This is a genomic window from Photobacterium sp. WH77 (assembly GCF_022014395.1).
Classification (GTDB): domain Bacteria; phylum Pseudomonadota; class Gammaproteobacteria; order Enterobacterales; family Vibrionaceae; genus Photobacterium; species Photobacterium arenosum.
Window position 1 is genome coordinate 65,484 of the sequence record NZ_JAKLTE010000020.1, and the last position, 22,989, is coordinate 88,472.

Here is a 22,989-nt window from a genome sequence, read left to right on the forward strand (position 1 = left end):
GATAGAAGGTGAATATGACAAAAAAATGTTGTTCAAAAGTCACTTTGATGAAAGCGAAACATTATTTATCAATGAATTACTCCACTTGCATGCTTACCGGCCAGTCAGAGTGTGCAATCTAGATCATCTGGTTGTTTATGATAGAGTGCATAAATTGCCCCAGATAATCTTTGTTATTGGCAAGCAAATGATGGTGTTTTCAAGCTGAACCGTAGGATGAAGAGAATAATGAATCAGACAATTGATACGATACTGGCACACCGTTCTATACGACGTTTTACCTCTGAACCTATTCAGGCGGATGTACTTTCGACCCTGCTTGACTGCGCAATTGCAGCCTCGTCTTCCAGTTTCATCCAATGCGTGAGCGTGATACGGGTGGTTGATACAGACAAACGCACTCAGATGGCCCATCTGGCCGGTGATCAGCCCTATGTTGCTTCAGCGGCAGAATTTTTAGTGTTCTGTGTGGATTTCCACCGCCATTTGCAAATTCATCCTGAAGCACAGCTTGGTTTTACTGAGCAGACGCTGATTGGTGCCGTCGATGCTGCGCTCATGGCACAAAATTGTTTGTTAGCGGCTGAATCTTTGGGTTTGGGTGGGGTCTATATTGGCGGGATCAGAAATAATCCGGCAGAGGTGGCTGCATTGCTTGATATGCCTAAGCATGTCATGCCCGTTTTTGGACTGTGCCTGGGCTATCCGGATCAAAATCCTGAATCTAAGCCGCGTCTGCCGCAGTCGTTGGTCATTCACCAAAACAGCTATCAGCAGGAGCTGGATCGCCATCAGCTGGCAGAATATGACGAAAAAGTGCGCCAGTATTACCAGTCGCGAACTGGCGGCAATAAAGATATGAGCTGGTCAGAACAGATTACCGCGACTTTAACCAAAGAAGCCCGGCCCTTTATGAAGGATTTCCTTACCAGTAAAGGCTTTAGTACCAGGTAGGCATCAGTTAAACTATTTGAGTATTCACTCATTTTTGCCTTACCGATTTGTATAAAGGGCCACCTTCTGCTTGTAATTTAATAAGAAAGTGGCCTAAACGAGTACTTATCATGCTGATGCTGGGGGAGTGTCATTTCATACTGGTAGGACTTCTGCCGCTTTACAGACATAGCTTTCCATAATTGTGAGTGGATTGGCTGTAAAATCAAATTATTACGGAATTTTTTATGAAAAGAACGGGCCTTTCAGCCCTGATGGTGTTTTTTGCCGTGTTACTGGGTGCTTGCTCAAGCACGCCTGAAATGAGTGAGTCGGATACTGCTATCTCTGAACAGGGAGAATTTCAGCGGGTATTGTCTGCTTACCGGCACTGGCAGCAGTCAATGCAACATACCAGCGAACTGGCCATTTATTCACCGGATGCTTATCAGCTCATGATAACCAGCTGGGAAAATGCAGAAAAAATTTATCAAGAGATCACCGCAACGCCGTCGACGGCGTATAAAAGTTACTCTTTATTTTCTTCTACCACGTATTTACAGCAGATACAGTTAGAGCTGAATCAGGTTGAAGTCTCTTTGAATCAATTGAAGCAGTTACAGAAAGTCGCCGATGATGTGCTGTCGCCAGCAATAACCCAGATGCAGTATCTGGACTCTCTGGACGCCAAACAATACTACCGGAGTGAGTACACGCGCTTACATCGCCTGTATGCCAGTTTGTTTACCCTGGTAGAAGATGATGAGCTGAGTGATGCGAGAGAGGAGCAGGACGAGTTCCTTTCGCGCAGCCATAGTCTGGAAGTTAAAACGATCAAAAAAATCTATATTGCGCCGCTGGAAGCCATGATGATTGAACTGCGTCGTCAGGATGTGAATGACTATGCGCCAAACAGCTATGCACAGATTGAGCAGCGTATCGAAGCCGGTAAGGCATTAATTGAGCGTACCCCCCGCGATTTTGATGCCATACAGCAGGCGGCGAGTGCGGTACAGTTTGAGCTTGCCCATGCTCAGCATATTTCGCTGGAAGTACAGCGCTTACGCGATTTAAGTAAAGATGATTACGAGTCTTATATTCTGGATTTCGAAAATAAGCTGCTGAGAATCTCCAAAGCTTTGAAAGAGGAAGATTTGCGTGATCAACCCATTCAGGAACAGGCCAGATTAATCATTGATGGTGCTATCAATGTCAGGGAGGCCACAGCCAGCAAGCCGCCGGCAGATGAGGTGCTGAAGGATAAAGATAAGTACATCCGCGACCTTAATGCATTGGTAATGAGTCAGCAGCGTCAGATAAGCCTGCTGCAGTCTAAACTGTCTGCTAGCAAGGAGACGCAGCCTTCAGTGTCTTTACCGGCGCTGAGCGAAGCACCCGACTCCAATGCCACCTTAACTGAGCCGCCGAGCGATACTGGCGAAACCGGATCTGCCGTCATGCAGTAGCGCCTTCGTCATACGGTTACATCTGAGTAAAAAACCGCTGCAGCGACAGCGGTTTTTTTGTACACAATTTCTTCGGTGATTGTTTGATATCACCATGACTCTCTTTGCTAGGCTATCTGATTCTGACTATAAAAACAGGAGTTTATGCTGCGTTATTCATACGCTATTTACAATAGAACCGCTGTTAAAATGGTCAGTGACTACAGGCTGTTGATAGCTTTTGATGTATTATGTTACATCTTTCATGGGTTTTGACATATTTTTCGTATTTACTTTTTTCTGGTTAATCATGCTTTTTTGTCTGATGGTTGGTTTTTGTACGGCTGAGACATTGTTTTCCCTCAGGACATAGATTAGAATTCGCGCCGCGCCAGATTGCGCAATTATTTTAATTAATATCACTTTTATTTAAGTTTTCCTGTAGGGGAATAAAATGTCTACGAATTTTGCAAATCCAGCACCTTTGGGATTGATGGGCTTTGGTATGACCACCATTTTGCTGAACATCCACAATGCAGGCTTTTTTCCACTGAACGCTATGATTCTGGCTATGGGGATTTTTTATGGCGGTCTGGCTCAGATCCTTGTCGGCATGATGTGTTTTAAGCGTGGTGATACATTCGGTACTACCTCTTTCACCTCTTACGGTCTGTTCTGGCTGACACTGGTTGGTCTGATTGTGATGCCGTACATGGGGCTGCCTGCTGCACCTGCAGAGTTCATGGCATGGTATCTGCTGCTGTGGGGCGTCTTTACTGCCTTTATGTTTGTTGGTTCACTCAATTACCCGCGCGCCAAACAATTCGTATTTGCTTCTTTGACTGTGTTGTTCTTCCTGTTGGCTGCACGTGATTTCACTGGCAGCACCCTGATTGGTACCATTGCGGGTTTTGAAGGCATCATCTGTGGCGCGAGTGCGATTTATTTTGCGATGGCCCAGGTACTGAACAATGAGTTCGGCCGTACTGTTCTGCCAATTGGTGAGCGTAAAGTGGCTGCTGTGGAGCCTCTGAAAGCAGCGGCATAACTTTGTTCAATTCTATATTTACTGCTTACCCCGTGCCGTGAGGTACGGGGTTTTTTTTATGCCGGTTGCTGACTGGTGTTGCATCGCAGCGATGAAGAAAGCCGGACGCCGTTAGCCCGGCTGCGGTGAGACCTTAGTCTGGCTGCAGGCGAAATAATGGCAGGTTTAATGTGTTGTAAGCCAAAGAACGCAGGCTAGTGGGCAGGTTGAGAGAGGGAATGCAGAGGACCGAGAAAACAGGGAATAAAAAAGGAGGCTTAAGCCTCCTTTAATGTATCAATCTGATTGTCCTTTAGGATCAGCAGATCACTTTAATCGCCAATCCGCCTTGGGAGGTTTCGCGATACTTGGCATTCATGTCTTTACCGGTTTCCAGCATGGTCTCGATCACTTTATCCAGCGAGACCCGAGGTTCGGAAGCACGACGCAAAGCCATACGTGAAGCATTGATGGATTTAACTGCTGCGATACCGTTTCGTTCGATACAAGGTACCTGCACCTGGCCGGCCACCGGGTCGCATGTCAGACCCAGGTTATGTTCCATGGCGATTTCCGCGGCCATACAGACCTGCTCAGGGCTTGCGCCCATCAGCTCAGCCAGACCAGCAGCGGCCATTGAACAAGCGACACCCACTTCACCCTGACAGCCTACTTCAGCACCAGAGATAGAAGCATTACGCTTATACAGACCGCCGATTGCGCCAGAAGCGGCAAAGTAACGGATATATTCTTTTTCGCTGACTGGCTGAATGAATTTATCATAGTAAGCCAGTACTGCCGGGATAATACCGCAAGCACCGTTAGTTGGCGCGGTGACCACCCGGCCGCCTGCTGCGTTTTCTTCATTCACTGCAAAAGCGTACATGTTCACCCAGTCAACCACTGTCATCGGGTCGGTGTTGGTACGCTCAGAGGTGATGAGCTGCTGGCGAAGTGCGGCAGCACGGCGAGGCACACGCAGTGGGCCAGGCAAAATGCCTTCTTCGTTCATGCCACGGTCCATACAGTCCTGCATGGTTTTCCAGATTTTGGCGAAGTAATCTTTAATTTCGTCTTCAGTGTTCATGGCACGTTGGTTTGCCATGACGATAGAGCTCATTGAGCGACCGCTTTCTTTGCAGTGCTGAACCAGTTCTTGTGCCGAGGTAAACGGGTACGGGACTTTGATTTCAGACTCTTCTTCCTTACCGAAGTTTTCTTCATCAACAATGAAGCCGCCACCGATAGAGTAATAGGTCTTGCTGTAAATTTTGTCTTCACCAGCCCATGCATGAATACTCATGCCATTCTCGTGCAGGGAAAGGTTGGTGTTATGGAAATTCATCCCGCCATCACGTGGGAAATCAACGGTATGAATATTACCTGCAATTGGAAGACGCTCGGTTTCACCAACGCTGGCGATAAACCCAGGGATGCTGTCGATATCAACAGTTTCAGGGCTGTTGCCAGCCAGGCCCATGATAATGGCAATGTCTGTGTGGTGGCCTTTACCTGTCAGAGACAGAGAGCCATACACATCAACGGTGACTTTTGTCACATCATTGATTTTGCCCATTTCACGCAGGTTATCGACAAACTCTTTACCTGCTTTCATCGGACCTACAGTGTGTGAACTGGAAGGACCCACACCAATTTTGAAGATATCAAAAATACTGATCATGCGTAGTACCTCAGTCGGGGAAGCGATCTTGCCTCGGCCGTGACTGTTATCTTTTTATGAACTCCCGCCCCTTCCTTGGCGAGTATAGTCAAAACAAAAGAGCAGGTGCTGAAAGCTCCCCTGCTCTTAAGTATCGGTTCTTTTACGTATTTTGTCAGTAATGCAATACGGGCGAGATGTTAGAAAAATAGCCCGTACATAATGGCTGAAATCGCGATCAGACCCATGAGTGTGACAAATACGTTGCTTACCGCGCCCTTGTACTTCTGCATTGCCGGTACTTTATGTACGGCATACATAGGCATCAGGAACAAGATTGTCGCAATAATCGGGCCGCCTAATGTTTCAATCATCCCAAGAATACTAGGATTAACTGTCGCGACCAACCAGATAGTAGCAATCATGAAGACAACGGTAAATTTGTCAATATTCTTTTCGTTAACTTGCTTACCAGCCGACTTTAATTGTTTAGAAACTAGACCATTCAGACCTTCTCGCGCACCCAGATAATGACCGAAGAAAGATGAAACGATAGCTACAAATGCTACAACCGGGCCCAGATATGAAATAAATGGACTGTCATGCTTGTTGGCCAGGTAAGACAGAATAGCCAGGTTTTCCGCTTTCGCTTGCGCCAGATCCTGAGGGCTCAGGCTCAGTACGCACGAGAACACGAAGAACATCACAAAGCCCAGCAGCATAACGGCAGATCGCGCCAGAATACGGGACGCTTTCTCTTCTGCCAGCTCGCCATGTTCGCGCGCTTGCGCCTGCGAGAAAGCCGAGATAATAGGACTGTGGTTAAACGAAAATACCAGTACAGGAATGGTAATCCACAAGGTGACCGCAAAATCACCCAGTGAAGGCATGGTGCTCAGGCTGACGGAAGACAGATTCCACTCAGGGATCAGATATACCGACATAAACAGCAAAATACCTACCAGAGGATAAACCAGAAACTGAGTGACTTTCAGCATCAGTTTTTCACCGGCAATCATGACGGACATCATGCCCAGAATCAAAATGATGGACAGTAAAGCCCGTGGCATGGATGCCATACCAAGCTGGTTGACCATGAAGGAATCGACAGTATTGGTGATACCGACACCATAAATCAGCACAATCGGGTAAATAGCAAAGAAGTAGAGCAGGGTGATTAATTTACCGGCACGGGCGCCAAAATGTTCTTCCACCACTTCAGTAATGTCACTGCCGGGTTTCGCGGAAGACAGGACAAAACGCGCCAGACCGCGGTGAGCGAAGTAAGTCATCGGGCCAATCAGCAGTGTCATCGCCAGCAGTGGCCAGAAGCCACTCATACCCGCATTGATTGGCAGAAACAGGATACCGGCACCAACTGCCGTACCAAAAAGGGAAAGCACCCAGGTCGTATCTTGTGCAGTCCAGCGGCTTTTGGCAGCAGCGGATGCAGCAGATACAGATGCAGTTTTCGTTTGCATAAGTTAGTCCAACATTTAATAGGGAACAGGAATCTGGGTATTTTCGCTTATTTAGGGCATGAAAAAATGATCTGTGAAAAAACTCGCTCACTATTTAACATTTGTTGCAAGGAAATGAGAGTTTGATCACCAAAGGAATGGCCATTTGTGTCTCAGGTGGTGAAAGGTTCAGCGATTGTCTACCCAGATTTGATGTGACAGGGCTTTGACTATCTGAGCCGTTGCGCCCCAAATGGAATATTCCTGGTAAGGGATGGCATAAATGGTGTGCTCTTTACCTTTGAAGGTAAAACGCTGGGTGCGCATATTGCGGGGATTGAGCAAGAAGGTAACAGGGACTTCAAATATGCTGTCGACTTCATTGGGATCGAGCACGGGCCGGTAGCTGGCTGCAACAGTCGCTAAAAACGGTGTCACCATATAACCGCTGAGAGTCGGAAGGGCGGGCAATGTGCCCAAAATGTCTTTTTTATCACACAGAATGCCGATCTCTTCCTGTGTTTCCCGGATGGCGGTATTAATAAGTTCGACGTCTTCGCTTTCAAAGCGCCCGCCCGGGAATGCGACCTGACCCGGATGGTGTTTCAGGTGGTTTGCCCGCCTAGTCAGTATCACATGGTAACCGTCAGGCCTTGCCACCAGAGGGATCATCACTGCCGCGGGTTTAAAGCGGCTGCTGTTGGGCAGCAACTGCTTGATACGTCTCTGATGGCTGCGATCATACTGGCCCGGCTGCGCAAGCAGGAAGCGGCTGAGCATGTGATGCTGGACTATCATGTGGTATTCCCGATGGCGCCCCCTCCCGGCAATTTGTTGAGGGTATGTTATAAGATTGGCAGAATTTTGCTCAGCTTGTCCAGCGTTTCCTGGTATTCGCTCTGAGCTTCGCTATCGGCCACTACACCGCCGCCAGCCCAGGCATAAATCTGCTTGTCGACCGCGATCAGGGTTCGGATAGTGATGCTGGTATCCATCTGACCGCAGCGACTGATGTAACCTATACTGCCGCAGTACACGCTGCGTCTGTGCGGCTCCAGTTCTTCGATAATTTCCATGGCGCGGACTTTCGGCGCTCCCGTGATAGAACCGCCAGGAAAACAAGCTCTAAGCAGATCCGTTGCACAATAGTGAGCAGGATCCATGTCGGCCGTGACTGTGCTGACTAAGTGATGCACGGCCGGGAAGCTTTCAATGGCAAACAGGCTGGGGACACGCACCGTGCCCGGTGATGCTACGCGGCCGATGTCATTGCGCAGCAAATCGACTATCATCAAATTCTCCGCCCTGTCTTTGCTGGCGTGTTTCAGATCTTCTGCACTGGCCTGATCGGTGACAGGATCGGCAGAACGGGGGCGGGTGCCTTTAATCGGCTTGGTTTCAATCTTGTTGTCTTTGAGTTTCAGAAAACGTTCCGGCGACACAGACAGCACCGCGGCCTGATCAAGACGGATAAAGGCTGAAAAGGGCGCGCCATTATGGCTCTCCAGCTTCTGGTAAGCCTGCCATTCATCGCCCTGATAACCGGCGGTGAAACGCTGTGCGAGGTTAATCTGATAGCAGTCGCCCGCATTCAGGTAATCCTGAACCTGATTAAATTTCCCGATATAGCTGTCGAGCGTCATATTGGCCTGCCAGTCTGTGGTTAGCCGGAAGGTATTTGTCGGGTCAGATTGCGTTGACTGCTGCGCTTTCAGCCAGTGCAACCGCGTTGAGGTATCTGGCGACACCAGCGAAAGTTGCCGGGTATGGTGGTCAGCAATTAACGCCCAGTCATATAAGCCCACCGCCATATCCGGCGCTTTGATATCCTGAATGGCCAAGGCCGGTATCTTTTCGACCCGCCGGCCAAGATCGTAAGCAAAATACCCCACAGCACCGCCGGTAAAAGGCAGATCGTCAATGGCCGGACAGACAGGTAATAATTCCGACTGCAGCGCGTGCAGTAATGAAAACGGGTCTTGTTCTGAGCTGTGTTGCTGGCCGCTTGCATGGGTGATCACACTGACACCGTCGCGGGTTTCTATGGTCGCCAGTGGGCCGGCAACCAGAATGTCATAACGATTATCAGGGTGGCCTTGTGCCGCTGAACGCAGCAGCATAGCCCAAGGGGAGGCAGAAAGAGGTTCGAACCAGTCCAGAACAGCATCCTGGCTATAGTCCAGATGCATGACCTGGAGTTGAGAGACAGCAGAATATTTCATTTTCTTTTTTGTGACAGGTGTTCGATTGGCGCATAGCGCGAGATTGCGGGCAAGAGTATCATAGAAACAAATAAGACGTCTGCATCGCGACTTTTCCGGTGCATTGATGATTCAGCTCAAGATTTCGGTCTGCCTCTGACACCCTACCATGCATAAGGTCCGGGTCAGGCCCGTCAATTTGCAGGCGCGTATACGACAATAAGCAACGAGGGCAACTATGACCGTCATCCGTAAAGAAGATGTGATCAGCAGTGTGGCAGACGCGCTGCAATACATTTCCTACTATCATCCGCTGGATTTTGTGCAGGCTCTTGAAAAGGCTTACCACAAAGAGCAGAGCCAGGCCGCGAAAGATGCCATGGCACAGATTCTGATTAACTCTCGTATGTCCGCCGAAGGCCATCGCCCGATTTGCCAGGACACAGGTATTGTGACCTGTTTCGTGAAAATTGGTATGAACGTACAGTGGGAGAGCGATCTGACCGTTCAGGAAATGATCGATGAAGGTGTGCGTCAGGCATATAACAACCCGATCAACCCTTTGCGGGCATCGGTTGTTGCGGATCCTGCCGGAGCGCGAATCAACACCAAAGATAATGCCCCTGCGGTTGTTCATATTGACATGGTACCGGGCAACGAAGTGGAAATTCAGCTGGCAGCCAAAGGTGGCGGCTCAGAGAACAAAACCAAAATGGTGATGCTCAACCCGTCGGATGATATTGCCGAGTGGGTTGAAAAGACGGTTCCTCTGATGGGCGCAGGCTGGTGTCCGCCGGGTATGCTGGGAATCGGTATCGGCGGCACGGCTGAAAAAGCCGCGGTACTGGCGAAAGAGTCGCTGATGGAAGCAGTTGATATTCATGAGCTGATAGAACGCGGTCCGCAAAATGCGGAAGAGAAACTGCGTCTGGATATTTATGATCGTGTCAACAAGCTGGGTATCGGTGCTCAGGGCCTTGGCGGCATGACCACCGTGCTGGATATCAAAATCAAGACCGCACCAACGCATGCGGCCTCTAAACCGGTTTGCATGATCCCGAACTGTGCGGCAACCCGCCATGTGCACTTCACTCTGGACGGCAGCGGTCCGGCAGAGCTGACTCCCCCTAAACTGGAAGACTGGCCGGAAGTGACCTGGGAAGTGGGCCAGAATGTGCGTCGTGTCAATGTTGACAACATCACCAAAGCGGAAATTCAGCAATGGAAATCCGGCGAAACTGTCCTGTTGTCCGGTAAAATCCTGACAGGTCGTGATGCTGCCCATAAGCGTATTCAGGAAATGCTGAACAGCGGACAGGGCCTGCCTGATGGTGTGGATTTCAATAACCGCTTCATTTATTACGTAGGTCCTGTGGATGCAGTGGGCGACGAAGCTGTGGGGCCGGCCGGCCCGACAACGTCCACCCGTATGGATAAGTTCACCGACATGATGCTGGCTGAAACCGGCCTGATTGGCATGATAGGTAAAGCAGAGCGCGGTCCTGTGGCTATTGAGTCAATTAAAAATCATAAAGCAGTGTATTTAATGGCAGTGGGTGGCGCGGCGTACCTGGTGGCGAAAGCGATCAAGCAATCGCGCGTTGTGGCCTTTGAAGACCTGGGCATGGAAGCTATCTATGAATTTGAAGTGCAGGATATGCCTGTCACGGTCGCCGTCGATTCAGACGGTGTGAATGCGCACCAGACCGGCCCTGATATCTGGAAAGTCAAAATTGCTGAAATGGATGCGTAACACGCTTGCAGTGTTATCTGCTGAATTACTTTGCAATAAAAAGGAGCCGTTTGGCTCCTTTTTTTGCACTGGTTTAACCTTTGATTAAGGAAGTAAGCAATAAAATGACGTTCTTTTTTGCTATGTTAACGCGTAGCTAAATACAAAATGTTGAATAAATCAGACCTATTGAATTGGAGAGGCATTGAATGAGGTTCACTCTGCTGGTCCTGGCTCTGTCGGTGAGCATGCTCACCGGTTGCCGTGAGGAAACAAAATCTGTGCCCGAACCTGTATCCCGACCGGTTAAATTGTTAACTGTTGATGTCGGTGACAGTCAGAGTTACCGGACATTTCCTGCCCAGGTGGAAGCCGGCGATAAAGCGGTGCTGGCATTCCGGGTATCGGGAGTTTTGGAAAGTGTGGATGTACGCGATGGCGAAGAGGTGAAAAAAGGCCAGCGTCTGGCGAAGCTGAAAACCGATGAGCTGACCTTGCTGGTTGAACAGGCCAAAGCCAATTACAACCTTGCTCAGGTTCAGTACAAACGGAATGCAGAATTGCTGAAAACCAATGTGGTGTCCGAACTGGATTTTGACCAGTCAACGGCAGCCAGAAATCAGGCCAAAGCAGAATTGGACAAACAGGAAGCAAACCTGAAATACGCCACCCTGATTGCGCCATACGATGGGGTTGTCTCTATTTCAATGGCCAACAATTATGAGTATGTCTCAGCGAAGCAGCCTATGATGCATATTCAGAGCGAAGGGTTGCTTAATGTCAGTTTCCAGTTACCCCAGCAACTGCTTAACCGTATGCGATCCGGCGATGATCGCTCTGCTCAGGTGATCTTCGATACCATCCCGGATCAGGTGTTCCTGGCTAACCTGAAGGAAATTGACACCGAAGCCGACACTAAAACCTCCAGTTACCAGGTCACACTTACCATGGAAAAACCCGTTGATCAAAACCTGCTTCCCGGCATGGCAGCGCAAGTGAAAATTGCGTTACCGCAAACAGGTGCCGGTTCATTACCAGCGCGGGCGATTGTGAGGGAAAACGGCAGTACTTATGTATGGCAGGTGGCAGAAGGTGGCAAAGTCAGCAAAGTTGAAGTGGTGCTGGATGAACAATCCCGTGTAGTCAGTGGATTAGAAGACGGAGTGGTTATTGTGGCGTCTGGTGTGACTGAGCTGAAAGAAGGCCAGATTGTACGTGAATGGGTGAAGGAGCGGGGTCTCTGAGATGAAAAGAACCTTATTACGTTCAGCTTTTTGGGTATTGCCGTGGTTACTCTTTGGTTGTGGTCAGGAGTTGCAGTCTGAGTCAAAGGCTTCACAGTCTGTGAGTGTCCACCAGGTTGGACTGGAACAAAGTTCACCGATTTTATCTTTCCCGGCTGTCGCTGCTGCTGCAGATAAATCTGTGTTGTCTTTCCGTCTCTCCGGTGAAGTGATCAAGGTCAACGTGAAGCCAGGCGAGTTTGTGAAAAAAGGCCAGTTGCTGGCGCAACTTGATCCGACTGATTACCAACTGACAGTCAATGATGCGCAGGCGAAATTCAGTCTGGCGGACAGTCAGTATCGCCGCTCGGCAAAATTGGTTAAGCAGGGATATCTGGCCCAGTCGCAGTTCGATGAACTGGCTGCTCAAAGGCAAATTGCGCTGGCAAAGCTCAATCTTGCCAAGCTGCGTCTGACCTTTACGACATTACACGCCCCTTTCAGCGGGGTGATTTCTCGTGTGCCTGTTGAGCAGTTTGAAAATGTCCAGGTGGGCGAGGCTGTCATGAATATCCATAGCGCGACTGACGTGGATATCCTGATCCAGGCTCCGGACATGATTTATTCAAAAAACACCGCCAGACAAGTGCATCATAAGCAGCCAGGAATAAAAGTCACGCTGGATGACGGGACAGAATACACGGCGCATCTGAAAGAGTTTACGACAGAGCCGGATCCAGAGCTGGGCTCTTTCAAGGTGACACTCACTATGCCTATGCCGACAGAGCAGTTCATTCTTGATGGCACTTCGGTTGAGGTAAAAGTGGACGGACAAAAAATGCAGATTTATCGCTCGGATGAAGCGGTGATCCCGCTCAGTGCCGTGTTCAATGAAGATGGCGATGCTATCAACCCTGCCAATAAATTCGTGTGGATAGTCAATGATGGTAATACAGTGACAAAGCGCCAGATTGTGACAGATAAAGTCGTCCCGGATGGTGTGCGTATTGTGTCCGGATTACAGGAAGGCGACGTGATTGTGACTGAAGGCGTTAATCGCCTCCGTGATGGTCAGCATGTGACTGTTGTGGATCAGGAGGCAGCCAAATAATGAAACAGGATATAGCTACATACTTTATTAAAAATAAAGTCATCAGCTGGATGCTGACCCTGATCTTTCTGATCGGCGGGACAATGGCATTTCTGGAATTAGGCCGACTGGAAGACCCTGAATTCACGATCAAAGATGCCATGGTGGTGACTTCGTATCCTGGTGCGACAGCACAGCAGGTTGAGGAAGAGGTGACCTATCCGATAGAGAAAGCCATCGGCCAGCTCCCTTACGTGGATGAAGTGAACTCCATTTCAAGCCGGGATCTGTCTCAGATCACAGTGACCATGAAAAATAATTATGGTCCGGACGATCTGCCGCAGATCTGGGATGAACTGCGCCGTAAGGTTAATGACCTGAAACCCAGCCTGCCACCCGGTGTCGGCACCCCAAAAGTGGTGGATGACTTTGGTGATGTGTACGGTATTCTGCTGGCTGTGACCGGGGAGGGCTATACCTACCGTGAGTTAAACGATTATGTGGATTACCTTCGCCGGGAGCTGGAGCTGGTCGATGGTGTGGGTAAAGTACAGGTCACGGGCACGCAGCAGGAGCAGGTATTTATTGAAATCTCCATGCAGCGGCTCAGTAATCTGGGTATCTCACCGCAGACGATTTATGGCACCTTGCAGCAGCAGAATCTGGTGACCAGCGCCGGCGCCATTCGCGTCGGGGATGAATATATCCGTGTTCAGACCACAGGTGAATTCCAGAATGTGGATGCGCTGGGCGATCTGATCATCAAAGACTCCGGCTCTCAGGGGCTGATTTACCTCAGAGATGTCGCCACGATTGAACGCGGATTCAAGGAAGTCCCGGATAACCTGGTCAGCTATAACGGTAAGCAAGCTTTGAACCTGGGGATCTCTTTTGTTTCCGGTATCAATGTGGTCGAAGGCGGTAAGCGTGTAATGAGCCGCCTGGCTGAACTGAAAGTGCAGCAGCCGGTGGGCATAGATATCGGCGTGGTGTACAGCCAGCCGACAGAAGTGGATAAATCGGTCAGCGGTTTTGTGGTGAGCCTGGGCCAGGCCGTTGTGATTGTTATTGTTGTTCTGCTGTTCTTCATGGGATTGCGATCCGGTCTTCTTATCGGACTGATTCTGCTGTTAACCGTGCTTGCCACCTTTGTGTTTATGAAATGGATGGCTATCGACTTGCAGCGCATTTCACTGGGGGCGCTGGTCATTGCTCTGGGGATGCTGGTTGATAATGCCATTGTGGTGGTTGAAGGCATACTGATTGGTTTGCAGAAAGGGCGAACCCGACTGCAGGCGGCGTCTGACATAGTCACACAAACTAAGTGGCCGCTCCTGGGCGCGACCGTAATTGCTGTCATGGCGTTTGCGCCTATCGGTTTATCGCAGGATTCGACCGGTGAGTACACCCGTACTTTGTTTACCGTACTGCTTATTTCTCTGATGCTGAGCTGGTTCACGGCTATTTCTCTGACGCCTTTCTTCGCTGATCTGTTCTTTAAATCGCAAAAAGAGGCTGAAAGTGACGAAGAAAATGACGACCCGTACAAAGGCAAGTTTTTTGTCTTGTACCGACAGTTCCTTGAGCTTTGTATGCGGCGCGCCTGGCTGACTGTGATATCGCTGGTGGTCATGCTGGGGGTGAGCCTGTACGGCTTCACACTGATTAAGCAATCTTTCTTCCCCGCTTCAACGTCGCCTATGTTCATGGTGGATATCTGGTTGCCTGAAGGGACAGATATCCGGGCGACGAATGATGCGCTGAAACAACTGCAGCAGCAAATTGAGCAAGATGACAGTATTGATTATGTCAGCACCAGTGCGGGTAAAGGCTCGCAGCGCTTTATGCTGACCTATTCACCCGAAAAAAGTTATGCCGCATACGGTGAGCTGATTATTCGGGTGAAGCAGTTTGATGATGTGTTGCCGGCTATGTCTCAGGTTCAGGAGATCATTGGCAAAGGTTTCCCGAATGTCGAATACAAGCTCAAGCAAATCATGCTTGGCCCGTCTTCTGGCGCCAAAATTGAAGCCCGCCTGATCGGCCCCGATCCGACTGTGCTTCGCGGTCTGGCCAAAGAAGTCACTGATATCATGCGGGCTGATGCAGGCACAGCCAACATACGTCATGACTGGCGAGAGCGCACCAAAGTGCTGGAGCCGGTCTTCAATGAAAGTCAGGCCCGCCGTTACGGTATCACCAAAAAAGATGTCGATGATCTGCTGCAAATGGCGTTTTCCGGCCTGTCGGTAGGTATCTACCGCGAGGGTACTACCCTGATGCCGATTGTTGCCCGACTGCCGGAGCAGGAGCGTGTTGATATCAGTACCATTGAAGGTATGAAAATCTGGAGTCCGGCGGTACAGGGCTATGTGCCATTGCAGCAAGTGGTCTCGGTTGTGAATCTGCGCTGGGAAGATCCGCTCATCGCGCGTAAAGACAGAAAGCGGGTACTGACAGTCATGGCTGACCCCGATCCGCTTGGGGATGAAACTGCCGCGACGGTGCAAAAGCGAATTCAGCCAGCGATTGATTCACTGGACCTGCCACCGGGCTATGCGCTGGAGTGGGGCGGGGAGTACGAGTCATCCGGCGATGCGAAAGCGTCGTTGTTCAGCTCGATGCCAATGGGCTACCTGATGATGTTCCTGATCACTATCTTCCTGTTTAACAAGGTGAAAGAGGCGCTGATAGTGTGGGCGACTGTGCCGTTGGCGGTGATTGGGGTGGCTTCCGGCCTGTTGTTGCTGAACACCCCGTTTGGCTTTATGGCGCTGCTGGGCTTTTTGAGCTTGTCAGGCATGCTGGTGAAAAACGGTATCGTGCTGTTGGATCAGATCGAAATCGAAATCAGCAGCGGCAAAGACAAATACCAGGCGGTGGTAGATGCCGCCGTCAGCCGGGTTCGTCCAGTCTGTATGGCAGCGATCACCACTATTCTGGGTATGATTCCGCTCTTGCCGGATGTGTTCTTTAAGCCGATGGCAGTAACCATCATGTTCGGCCTGGGCTTTGCGACCATACTGACTCTGATTGTGGTGCCTGTGCTGTATCGCTTATTCCACAGCGTCCCGTTGCCGGGCCGTGAGGGCTAAACCAGAGAATCAGCCTGGTTAGTACTTTCATGCTGATTCTCTCAACACCACCACCTGCCGTCCTCTCCGCATTCGCGGGGCGGACGGTGGTAAAGAGGGTGTTATGACACCGACTCACGGGTGGTGCTGCTCTGTGCCAGCATACGCTTGGTAATAACCGGATAAACAATCAGAGAAAACAGAATCATGCTGATTGCCATCGTCAGAAACAAAGGCTTGTAGCTGAAGTCTGCCGGCAGCATCAGGATCAGGGCAATGGATACCGCACCGCGTGCACCTGAGAAATTCAGCAACCAGAAATCAAGCCGCGACAGTTTTTTCGAATCTATACGCAGGACAGGCAGCATCAGCCAAAGCGAAATAAACCGCGCCGAAAAAAGCAGCACTATGGATAACAGTATGATAACGGCGGACAGGGTATCGGGAGATAGCAGGGTAAACACGCTGGAACCGAGCAGGAAGAAAAGCATCGCGTTGGCAACATAATCCAGATACTCCCAGATCTCCTGATGCGCAAGATGATTGGCATCATCCTGATAAGGCTTGTAACCGTAAGCCAGTGCCGCGGCAAACACGGCCAGAATTCCGGAAAAATGCATTTCTTCTGCCAGCACAAAACTGCCATATGCCAATGCCAGCGTGATATTGGTTGTTAAGGTGTAATGCCGCTCATGCAGTAAAGTCAGCAGCCAGCGAGCGCCACGCCCGAGCACTGTACCGACAGCCAAAGCCCCCGCCACATGTGACACTAAACTCAGGCTGCTGCTTGTCAAATCAAATTCAGTACCGCTGAAAATCACTATCGAAAGAATACTGGCGACAGTGACCACAAAACCGTCGTTCAGTATGGACTCCCCTTCAATCAGCAGTTTCTGGTTTTCGGTCACGCTCTGGTTATCTTTGAATAAGGCGCTGATGGCCAGAGGGTCGGTGGCGGAAATGATGACCCCGAACAATAAAGCAGGCATGAAGGGCACCCCGAGCAGCCAGTGTATGGCGGCCGCAATCACAAACATGCTGATCAATATGCCTAAGGAGCCGGCCAGCGACGCAGGAATCAGCACCTGCCTGAAATGAAACAGGCAAATACACTGGGTGGATGAAAATACCAGCAGCGGCACGAAAAGATACAGCACAACATGCGGCTCCAGTACCAGATCTGGCAAATTGGAATCTGGCATTGCGGAAACCGCGCCGTAGATCAGTCCCAGCAGGAGGATCCAGGTAATGTCTGAAAACAGCCGCCAGCGGTGAGAAAAGAAAAAGATGGCGTTCAGGGCGACCCAGCCCAGTACGGCGAAAATGACAAGTGAAGGGATAGATTCATAACCAGTCACAGACACCTCTCCAAAAAAGTGATTGTTTTTTATACTTTAATCGTGCTGGAGAATGAAGCAAGCGGATTGTTTGAAGTGAGAACAGATTGGATGAGAATAAGGCTCCGATGCAGGAGCCTTATTTCGATGGCGTAGCAGGTTACTGAGCCACTTTCCAGCTGATTTGTTCACCGGCCCGGATAGGCACAACCTGATCGGCGCCGAATTCCATGGTGTCCGGCACCGCCCAGCTTTGTTTGGTCAGGGTGATAGTGTCGTGATTGCGAGGCAGGCCGTAGAAGTCAGGACCATTGTGGCTGGCAAAACCTTCCAGTTTGTCGAGTGCGCCTGCCAGCTCGAAAACTTCTGCGTACAGCTCAATGGCAGCATGTGCTGTATAAGAGCCGGCACAGCCACAGGCGGCTTCTTTTTGGCCTTTTGCATGCGGTGCTGAATCTGTGCCCAGGAAAAATTTGTTGCTGCCACTGGTTGCTGCTGCAATCAGTGCTTCCTGATGAGTATTGCGCTTTAAAATAGGCAGGCAGTAAAAGTGCGGACGGATACCGCCAGCCAGCATATGGTTACGGTTATAGAGCAAATGGTGGGCGGTAATTGTTGCCCCCACGTTTGGCCCGGCATTGTTGACAAAGTCGACCGCATCTTTGGTGGTAATGTGTTCAAGCACCACTTTCAGGTTTGGCATGGCAGCGACGATAGGTGCCAGTACAGTTTCAAGAAAGACTTTTTCGCGGTCAAAAATATCCACATCGTGCTTAGTCACTTCGCCATGAATCAGCAGCGGCATGCCCAGTTCCTGCATGGCTTCCATGGTGGGCAGCAGCTTGTTGATGTCGGTGACGCCTGAATCAGAGTTAGTGGTTGCTCCGGCAGGGTAGAGCTTTGCCGCGTACACATGACCGCTGGCCTTGGCTTTGCGAATCTCGTCAGGTGTTGTGTTATCGGTGAGGTATAGCACCATCAAAGGAGAGAATGTTTCACTTGGCTGAGCAGCCAGAATGCGATCACGGTAAGCAAGAGCGGCAGAGGTATCGGTAACGGGAGGAACAAGGTTAGGCATGATGATAGCCCGCCCCATATAACGGCTGATGTCCCGAACCGTATCCTTCAGTACATCGCCATCGCGCAAGTGTACGTGCCAGTCGTCCGGACGTGTGATAGTGATCGACGTCATAATAGCTCCCTCCAAAAAATTCGCCCGATTCTAAAAGTATGGCGTGACTAAGTAAAGCCGTATTCCCTAATTACCTGACCAAACCGCAATCGTTTACATCATTTGCCTTGTCTGTGATGGTGGTGCGGTTATGCATCGTCTGATCTCACGAAACATTGATCGAAAACAATCACAGAATCTGGCTGAGTGGTAGCGTATATATGACTATGGTTTCAATAAAATTAAGTGCATTCCATTGGCAGTTCTTACCTTACCTACAAAAGACAGAGTATAAAATGGCATCTATAACCAGAACACAAGATATTACGCCGCTAAAAGACAGCCCGTTTTGTGTATTAGTGAATGATATTGAGGTGAAAGCCGTACCCGGTGAAAGTGTCTTGAGCACACTATTAGCCAGTGAGTTCAGGCGTTTGATGAAAAACGATTTTGGCGCATCTTCAGGGGCTTTTTGCGGTATGGGCGTTTGCCATTGCTGCCTGGTCGAAATTAATGGGCGTCATAAGCAGCGTGCCTGCCAGACACTTGTCCAGCCCAACATGACAATCCGCACCTGTCGCAATCGGGTTATCGAAGGGGACAGCAAACATGTATGAGAATATCGTGATTGTCGGTGCCGGCCCTTCTGGTATGTCGATAGCAACTACTTTGTCGGCATTTGGTATACGGTCAACAGTCATTGACGAGTCGCCAAAAGCCGGCGGTGTTATCTATCGCGGACCCTGGCGGGCAACACAAGCCATGCCGCATCTGGATGAAAGCCTGCAGAAGAACATAACGTTACAGCAGGCCCTAGTGACGGAGCACCAGCACAATATCGAATTCCTGACCGAAACGCGGGTACTTGGCCCGTTAGCCGGCAGCCAACTGCTGCTGTCCCACCATGGCAGGCTTTCTGCTCAGGATTTTGACTATTTGTTTCTGGCGACGGGCTGTCAGGAACGGAGTATTCCTTTTCCGGGTTGGCAGTTACCGGGTGTGATGCTGGCTGGTGGTATCCAGTTACAGCTCAAGAGCGGACTGGTCCGCCCTGGTCGGCAGGCAGTAATCACAGGGACAGGCCCGTTATTGGTACTGCTTGCCTGTCAGCTTCTCCGCTCAGGAGTCGAAGTGAAAGGTGTTTATGACGCCGCATCTTTTAGTGAGATGAGTAAGGAGGTGGTCGCGTTGCTTAATCGTCCGCAGATAGCACTGGAAGGTCTGTCGCTGCTTGCTTATCTCAGGTTGCATCAAGTACCGGTGAACTATGGCTGGGGGATAGTGAAAGCGGAAGGCAGTGTCAGTCTGGAGCGTGTGGCCGTTGCACCCTATAACAGCAACTGGGAAGCTGATCGGCAGAAAATGCAATGGATAGAGGCCGATTTACTGGGCGTGGGTTACGGCTTTGTGTCCCGGTCCCAGCTGGCTCAGTTAATGGATCTTGAGGTAAGAGTGGATGAATTCAGCGGACTGATTCCGGTAACAGATACATATCAGCGCAGTAGCCGCCCGAATATTTTTTGTGCCGGTGACTCTGCCCGTTTTGCCGGGGCGGATGTCGCCATTGTGGAAGGTCAGATTGCGGCTCTGGCATTGGTGGCAGAGTTGTACTCGGACAAAGTGGCCAATGTAGCGGAACGCCTCTCTGACCTGCAGAAGACGCTCAAGCGTTTGTACCGTTTTCGTGGCGCTTTTGACCGCGTTAATCAGCGTAAAAAAGGGCTGTTGAACCTGCCCGACGCCGAGACTGTAATTTGTCGCTGCGAGCAGGTAAAGCGTTCTGATATAGACAAAGCGATTGCCGAAGGCTGCCGGGATAGCATAAGCCTGAAAATGCGTACTCGTGTCACCATGGGAGACTGTCAGGGGAAAACCTGTAGTCATTATTGCTATGACAGGCTAGCAAATGAAGGCTTTCACCGTGAACAGGGCCAGTTTCGAGTCAGATTCCCATTAGATCCCATCCCTTTTGCTGCCATGGAGAACGAATAATGAAGCACTATGATGTGGTAATTTGCGGTGGCGGAGTTATCGGCAGTGCGGTGGCCTTCGCGTTGAGCCGTAACCGGGATCTGAATATTGCGCTGGTTGATTTCAAAAAAACGGGCAATGCGTCCCGCGCCTCTGCCGGCGGATTGTGGGCAATGGGCGAATCAACGGGGTTGGGGTGCGGGGTCATTCTGTTTAAGACGCTGTCAAAACAACTCCAGGAAGGGGCGGACGTATCGGGTGCTTCAGCCATGAAGCCGCATATCATGCCTAAGCCTTTTTTTGACCTGGCGATGATGTCAAATGCTATGTATCCGGCTTTAAATCAGGAGCTGCTGGAGAAACACGGTGTTGATATGAAATTTGAAAAAACAGGGCTGAAGTTCGTTCTGTTTGATCAATACGATCGTATTTATGCTGAACATATTGCGGCTGCTGTGCCAGATCGCCAGCAACACATTCGCTGGCTTGATAAAGCCACGTTACTGGAAGAAGAGCCGAATATAGCACCGGATGCCATTGGCGCAATGGAGTTCGATACCGACCACCAGATCAACCCTTATCGTCTGAACGATGCTTATGTCGAAGCCGCGCGCCAGAACGGGGTGGATTTGTACCTTAATACCTCGATCACAGCGATTGAGCGACAGGGTAACCGTGTAACGGGCGTGCAGACGTCCCGGGGTAAATTAAGCACCGGTATGGTCATTAATGCAGGTGGGGCATGGGCTGAGCAGATCAACGTGTGGGCGACGGGCATGCAGATGCCAGTTTTCCCGGTAAAAGGACAGGTGCTGGTGTCTGAAAGGTTGCCCAAAATACTCAATAGCTGCATTACCACCAGTGACTGTTATATTGCGCAGAAAGACAATGGCGAGATCCTGATTGGTTCAACCACTGAAGAGTGTGGCTATGACACCCGCACAGATTTGAACCAGCTTAAATCATTGGCCCAGGGCGCGATGAAGACGATTCCTCAGTTGCGCGACATGAATATTAAACGCTGCTGGGCCGGATTGCGTCCCGGTTCCCCGGACGAGTTGCCCATTCTGGGGCCAGTACCCGGTATTGAGGGTTATCTGACGGCTTGCGGTCATTTCAGAACAGGTATGCTGACCTCTGCGATTACCGGTAAGTTGTTGAATGAACTGGTACGTGGCGAACCAACCAGTGTGGATATCAGCCCATTTCTGTACGAGCGTTTTTTGCACGGTAATGTTGAAAAGGCTGGTGCAGCCTATTCAGCTACAGCGGGCTCAACTTCTGTGAACAGGATACCCAGTTCATGACCGTTCCCGAAATGGACAGCAAGGGTGGTGCTGTGCAACTACAGCGCTTTCGAATCAATGCAATCACAACAGGTGATTTCCCTTGAATCTTAGGAGTTTCTGCGGCTAAATTCAGATTATTTCGACATTAGATTCAGATAATGGAACCTTTACCATACTTAAGAGATATTCAGCTGAAACGAGAGAAAATTGACTCTTTTAGCCATTATCCGTTTTGTATTCCGGCAGTAAAAGGCCTGGATAAAATCGACTTCAGTCCGGAGGTCACTATTTTTGTTGGTGAAAATGGCAGCGGTAAATCAACTTTACTGGAAGCTATTGCTGTCGGTATGGGGTTCAACGCAGAGGGGGGAACGAAGAATTTCAATTTTTCGACCCGAAGTACGCATTCTGAATTGTATAAGTCTATCCGTTACAACAAGTCGTTCAGGCGTTATAAGGACGGCTTTTTTCTCCGGGCTGAAAGTTTTTACAATGTCTCGACCCATATTGATGAACTGGACGAAGCACCAGGTTTCGGGCCGCCTGTGATTGATTCATACGGCGGTGTTTCCCTTCATCAACTGTCGCATGGCGAGTCATTTCTGTCATTAATGGTCGAGCGGTTTGGCGGTAAGGGCTTATATATACTGGACGAGCCTGAAGCCGCTTTATCTCCTATGCGCCAACTATCTGTGCTCAGTCGAATGCATCAGCTGGTTCAGGATCAATCACAATTCATTATTGCTACCCATTCTCCCATGATCATGGCGTACCCCGGCGCTCTGATTTATCAGATTGGCCCTTCCGGCATTCACCCGGTGAAATATGAAGAGACGGAACACTACGCGATTACGAAAGCTTTTCTGAATAACCCCCAACCCATGCTTGATGAGCTGTTTGTCGATTAACGAATTGCCAATTATAAGGACAGTCACGTTAATGTGCTTGGGGACAGGGATTGCAAGGACAGACACCTTAAAGAAAGTGCAAGCAAGGACAGTCATACAAAATGTAAAGCCATCAGGCTCTTCACTGAATTTGGTGAGTTGCTTATAAAACGCTGTTAAAAGTACCGATTTACAGCGTGCTGGAATGCAAAGTGAGATTTTATACCTCTGGCATGATTTCCAGGCGAGCAGCAGCATACGAATGTATCGCTGTTGAGGATCTGTTTGCTGTGAATGGGTTAAGGGAGCTGTACACCGGTTCGGCGCTGCCGGTTCAATTTCGGCAAAACAGCTTGAATTGACGAGGTGGTGCCAATGAGGGGGCCTGTTGCTATCTTGGTGCAGATATTCAACCATGAAGCTGTATTAAAACCGAGCCGTTCAAGGATGGGATGCTGGGTTGAGTGGATATGGTGATGTTTTCCTTCT

Annotated in this window: 17 protein-coding genes and 1 pseudogene; 11 read left to right on the forward strand and 7 right to left on the reverse strand. The window is 49.9% G+C overall.

Translation table 11 applies throughout. The annotated features are described in order from the left end of the window. The first annotated feature begins 228 nt into the window (after nucleotides 1–228). The 3 genes from nfsA (at nucleotide 229) to L6J37_RS17360 (ending at nucleotide 3,426) form a co-directional block, all read left to right on the forward strand. Nucleotides 229–954, forward strand: a complete 726-nt coding sequence (gene nfsA / locus L6J37_RS17350; RefSeq protein WP_218383129.1) for an oxygen-insensitive NADPH nitroreductase — start codon at nucleotides 229–231, stop codon at nucleotides 952–954. A gap of 227 nt (nucleotides 955–1,181) precedes the next feature. Beyond that, entirely contained in the window at nucleotides 1,182–2,399 is a 1,218-nt protein-coding gene (locus L6J37_RS17355) for a hypothetical protein (protein WP_237796050.1), read from the forward strand. Between the two features lie 433 nt (nucleotides 2,400–2,832). Further along, entirely contained in the window at nucleotides 2,833–3,426 is a 594-nt protein-coding gene (locus L6J37_RS17360; protein WP_237796052.1) for an acetate uptake transporter, read from the forward strand. 298 nt (nucleotides 3,427–3,724) lie between these two features. On the opposite strand, the gene L6J37_RS17365 is transcribed toward L6J37_RS17360, so the two are convergent. The 4 genes from L6J37_RS17365 to pabB all read right to left on the reverse strand — a co-directional run bounded on the left by L6J37_RS17365 (nucleotide 3,725) and on the right by pabB (nucleotide 8,747). Continuing rightward, nucleotides 3,725–5,086 (reverse strand): L-serine ammonia-lyase, encoded by a 1,362-nt coding sequence (locus L6J37_RS17365; RefSeq protein ID WP_120511151.1) that lies wholly within the window; start codon nucleotides 5,084–5,086, stop codon nucleotides 3,725–3,727. 179 nt (nucleotides 5,087–5,265) lie between these two features. Further along, nucleotides 5,266–6,546, reverse strand: coding sequence for a serine/threonine transporter (locus tag L6J37_RS17370; RefSeq protein WP_192015347.1), 1,281 nt, complete (start codon nucleotides 6,544–6,546; stop codon nucleotides 5,266–5,268). Between the two features lie 168 nt (nucleotides 6,547–6,714). Then, nucleotides 6,715–7,323 (reverse strand): CoA pyrophosphatase, encoded by a 609-nt coding sequence (locus tag L6J37_RS17375; RefSeq protein WP_218383134.1) that lies wholly within the window; start codon nucleotides 7,321–7,323, stop codon nucleotides 6,715–6,717. A 47-nt stretch (nucleotides 7,324–7,370) separates the two neighbouring features. Then, on the reverse strand, nucleotides 7,371–8,747 hold the full coding sequence (gene pabB / locus L6J37_RS17380) for an aminodeoxychorismate synthase component 1 (protein WP_237796054.1): 1,377 nt from the start codon (nucleotides 8,745–8,747) through the stop codon (nucleotides 7,371–7,373). Between the two features lie 217 nt (nucleotides 8,748–8,964). On the opposite strand from pabB, the gene L6J37_RS17385 reads away from it, so the two are divergent. From L6J37_RS17385 to L6J37_RS17400, 4 genes are all read left to right on the forward strand, one after another. Further along, nucleotides 8,965–10,479, forward strand: coding sequence for a fumarate hydratase (locus L6J37_RS17385; protein ID WP_237796055.1), 1,515 nt, complete (start codon nucleotides 8,965–8,967; stop codon nucleotides 10,477–10,479). 188 nt (nucleotides 10,480–10,667) lie between these two features. Continuing rightward, nucleotides 10,668–11,702, forward strand: a complete 1,035-nt coding sequence (locus tag L6J37_RS17390; RefSeq protein WP_218383136.1) for an efflux RND transporter periplasmic adaptor subunit — start codon at nucleotides 10,668–10,670, stop codon at nucleotides 11,700–11,702. A gap of 1 nt (nucleotide 11,703) precedes the next feature. Further along, on the forward strand, nucleotides 11,704–12,792 hold the full coding sequence (locus L6J37_RS17395; protein ID WP_192015352.1) for an efflux RND transporter periplasmic adaptor subunit: 1,089 nt from the start codon (nucleotides 11,704–11,706) through the stop codon (nucleotides 12,790–12,792). After that, nucleotides 12,792–15,866 carry an efflux RND transporter permease subunit gene (locus L6J37_RS17400; protein ID WP_218383137.1) on the forward strand — a complete coding sequence of 1,025 codons (3,075 nt, stop codon included), beginning with the start codon at nucleotides 12,792–12,794 and terminating at the stop codon, nucleotides 15,864–15,866. Before L6J37_RS17395 ends, L6J37_RS17400 begins: the two co-directional genes overlap by 1 nt. Nucleotides 15,867–15,967: 101 nt before the next feature. Here the strand turns inward: L6J37_RS17400 and L6J37_RS17405 are convergent, their stop codons facing one another. Together L6J37_RS17405 and pyrC are read right to left on the reverse strand one after the other, a co-directional pair. After that, nucleotides 15,968–17,203: a cation:proton antiporter gene (locus L6J37_RS17405; protein ID WP_237796056.1), complete on the reverse strand. Its 1,236-nt coding sequence runs from the start codon at nucleotides 17,201–17,203 to the stop codon at nucleotides 15,968–15,970. Nucleotides 17,204–17,342: 139 nt separating this feature from the next. Next, nucleotides 17,343–18,374, reverse strand: coding sequence for a dihydroorotase (gene pyrC / locus L6J37_RS17410; RefSeq protein WP_192015355.1), 1,032 nt, complete (start codon nucleotides 18,372–18,374; stop codon nucleotides 17,343–17,345). A 200-nt stretch (nucleotides 18,375–18,574) separates the two neighbouring features. Here pyrC and L6J37_RS17415 point away from each other — a divergent pair, with 200 nt between their 5' ends. The 4 genes from L6J37_RS17415 to L6J37_RS17430 all read left to right on the forward strand — a co-directional run bounded on the left by L6J37_RS17415 (nucleotide 18,575) and on the right by L6J37_RS17430 (nucleotide 22,521). Further along, nucleotides 18,575–18,970, forward strand: coding sequence for a (2Fe-2S)-binding protein (locus L6J37_RS17415; RefSeq protein WP_330872807.1), 396 nt, complete (start codon nucleotides 18,575–18,577; stop codon nucleotides 18,968–18,970). Next, entirely contained in the window at nucleotides 18,963–20,345 is a 1,383-nt protein-coding gene (locus L6J37_RS17420; RefSeq protein WP_237796057.1) for an NAD(P)/FAD-dependent oxidoreductase, read from the forward strand. Before L6J37_RS17415 ends, L6J37_RS17420 begins: the two co-directional genes overlap by 8 nt. After that, entirely contained in the window at nucleotides 20,345–21,631 is a 1,287-nt protein-coding gene (locus L6J37_RS17425; protein WP_269093544.1) for an NAD(P)/FAD-dependent oxidoreductase, read from the forward strand. The genes L6J37_RS17420 and L6J37_RS17425 overlap by 1 nt, the downstream gene beginning before the upstream one ends. Before the next feature lie 140 nt (nucleotides 21,632–21,771). Further along, a complete protein-coding gene (locus tag L6J37_RS17430; RefSeq protein WP_192015358.1) occupies nucleotides 21,772–22,521 on the forward strand; it encodes an AAA family ATPase in 750 nt (249 codons plus the stop codon). Between the two features lie 278 nt (nucleotides 22,522–22,799). Here L6J37_RS17430 and L6J37_RS17435 read toward each other — a convergent pair. After that, nucleotides 22,800–22,989 (reverse strand): annotated as a pseudogene (locus L6J37_RS17435) (hypothetical protein); the annotation flags it as partial.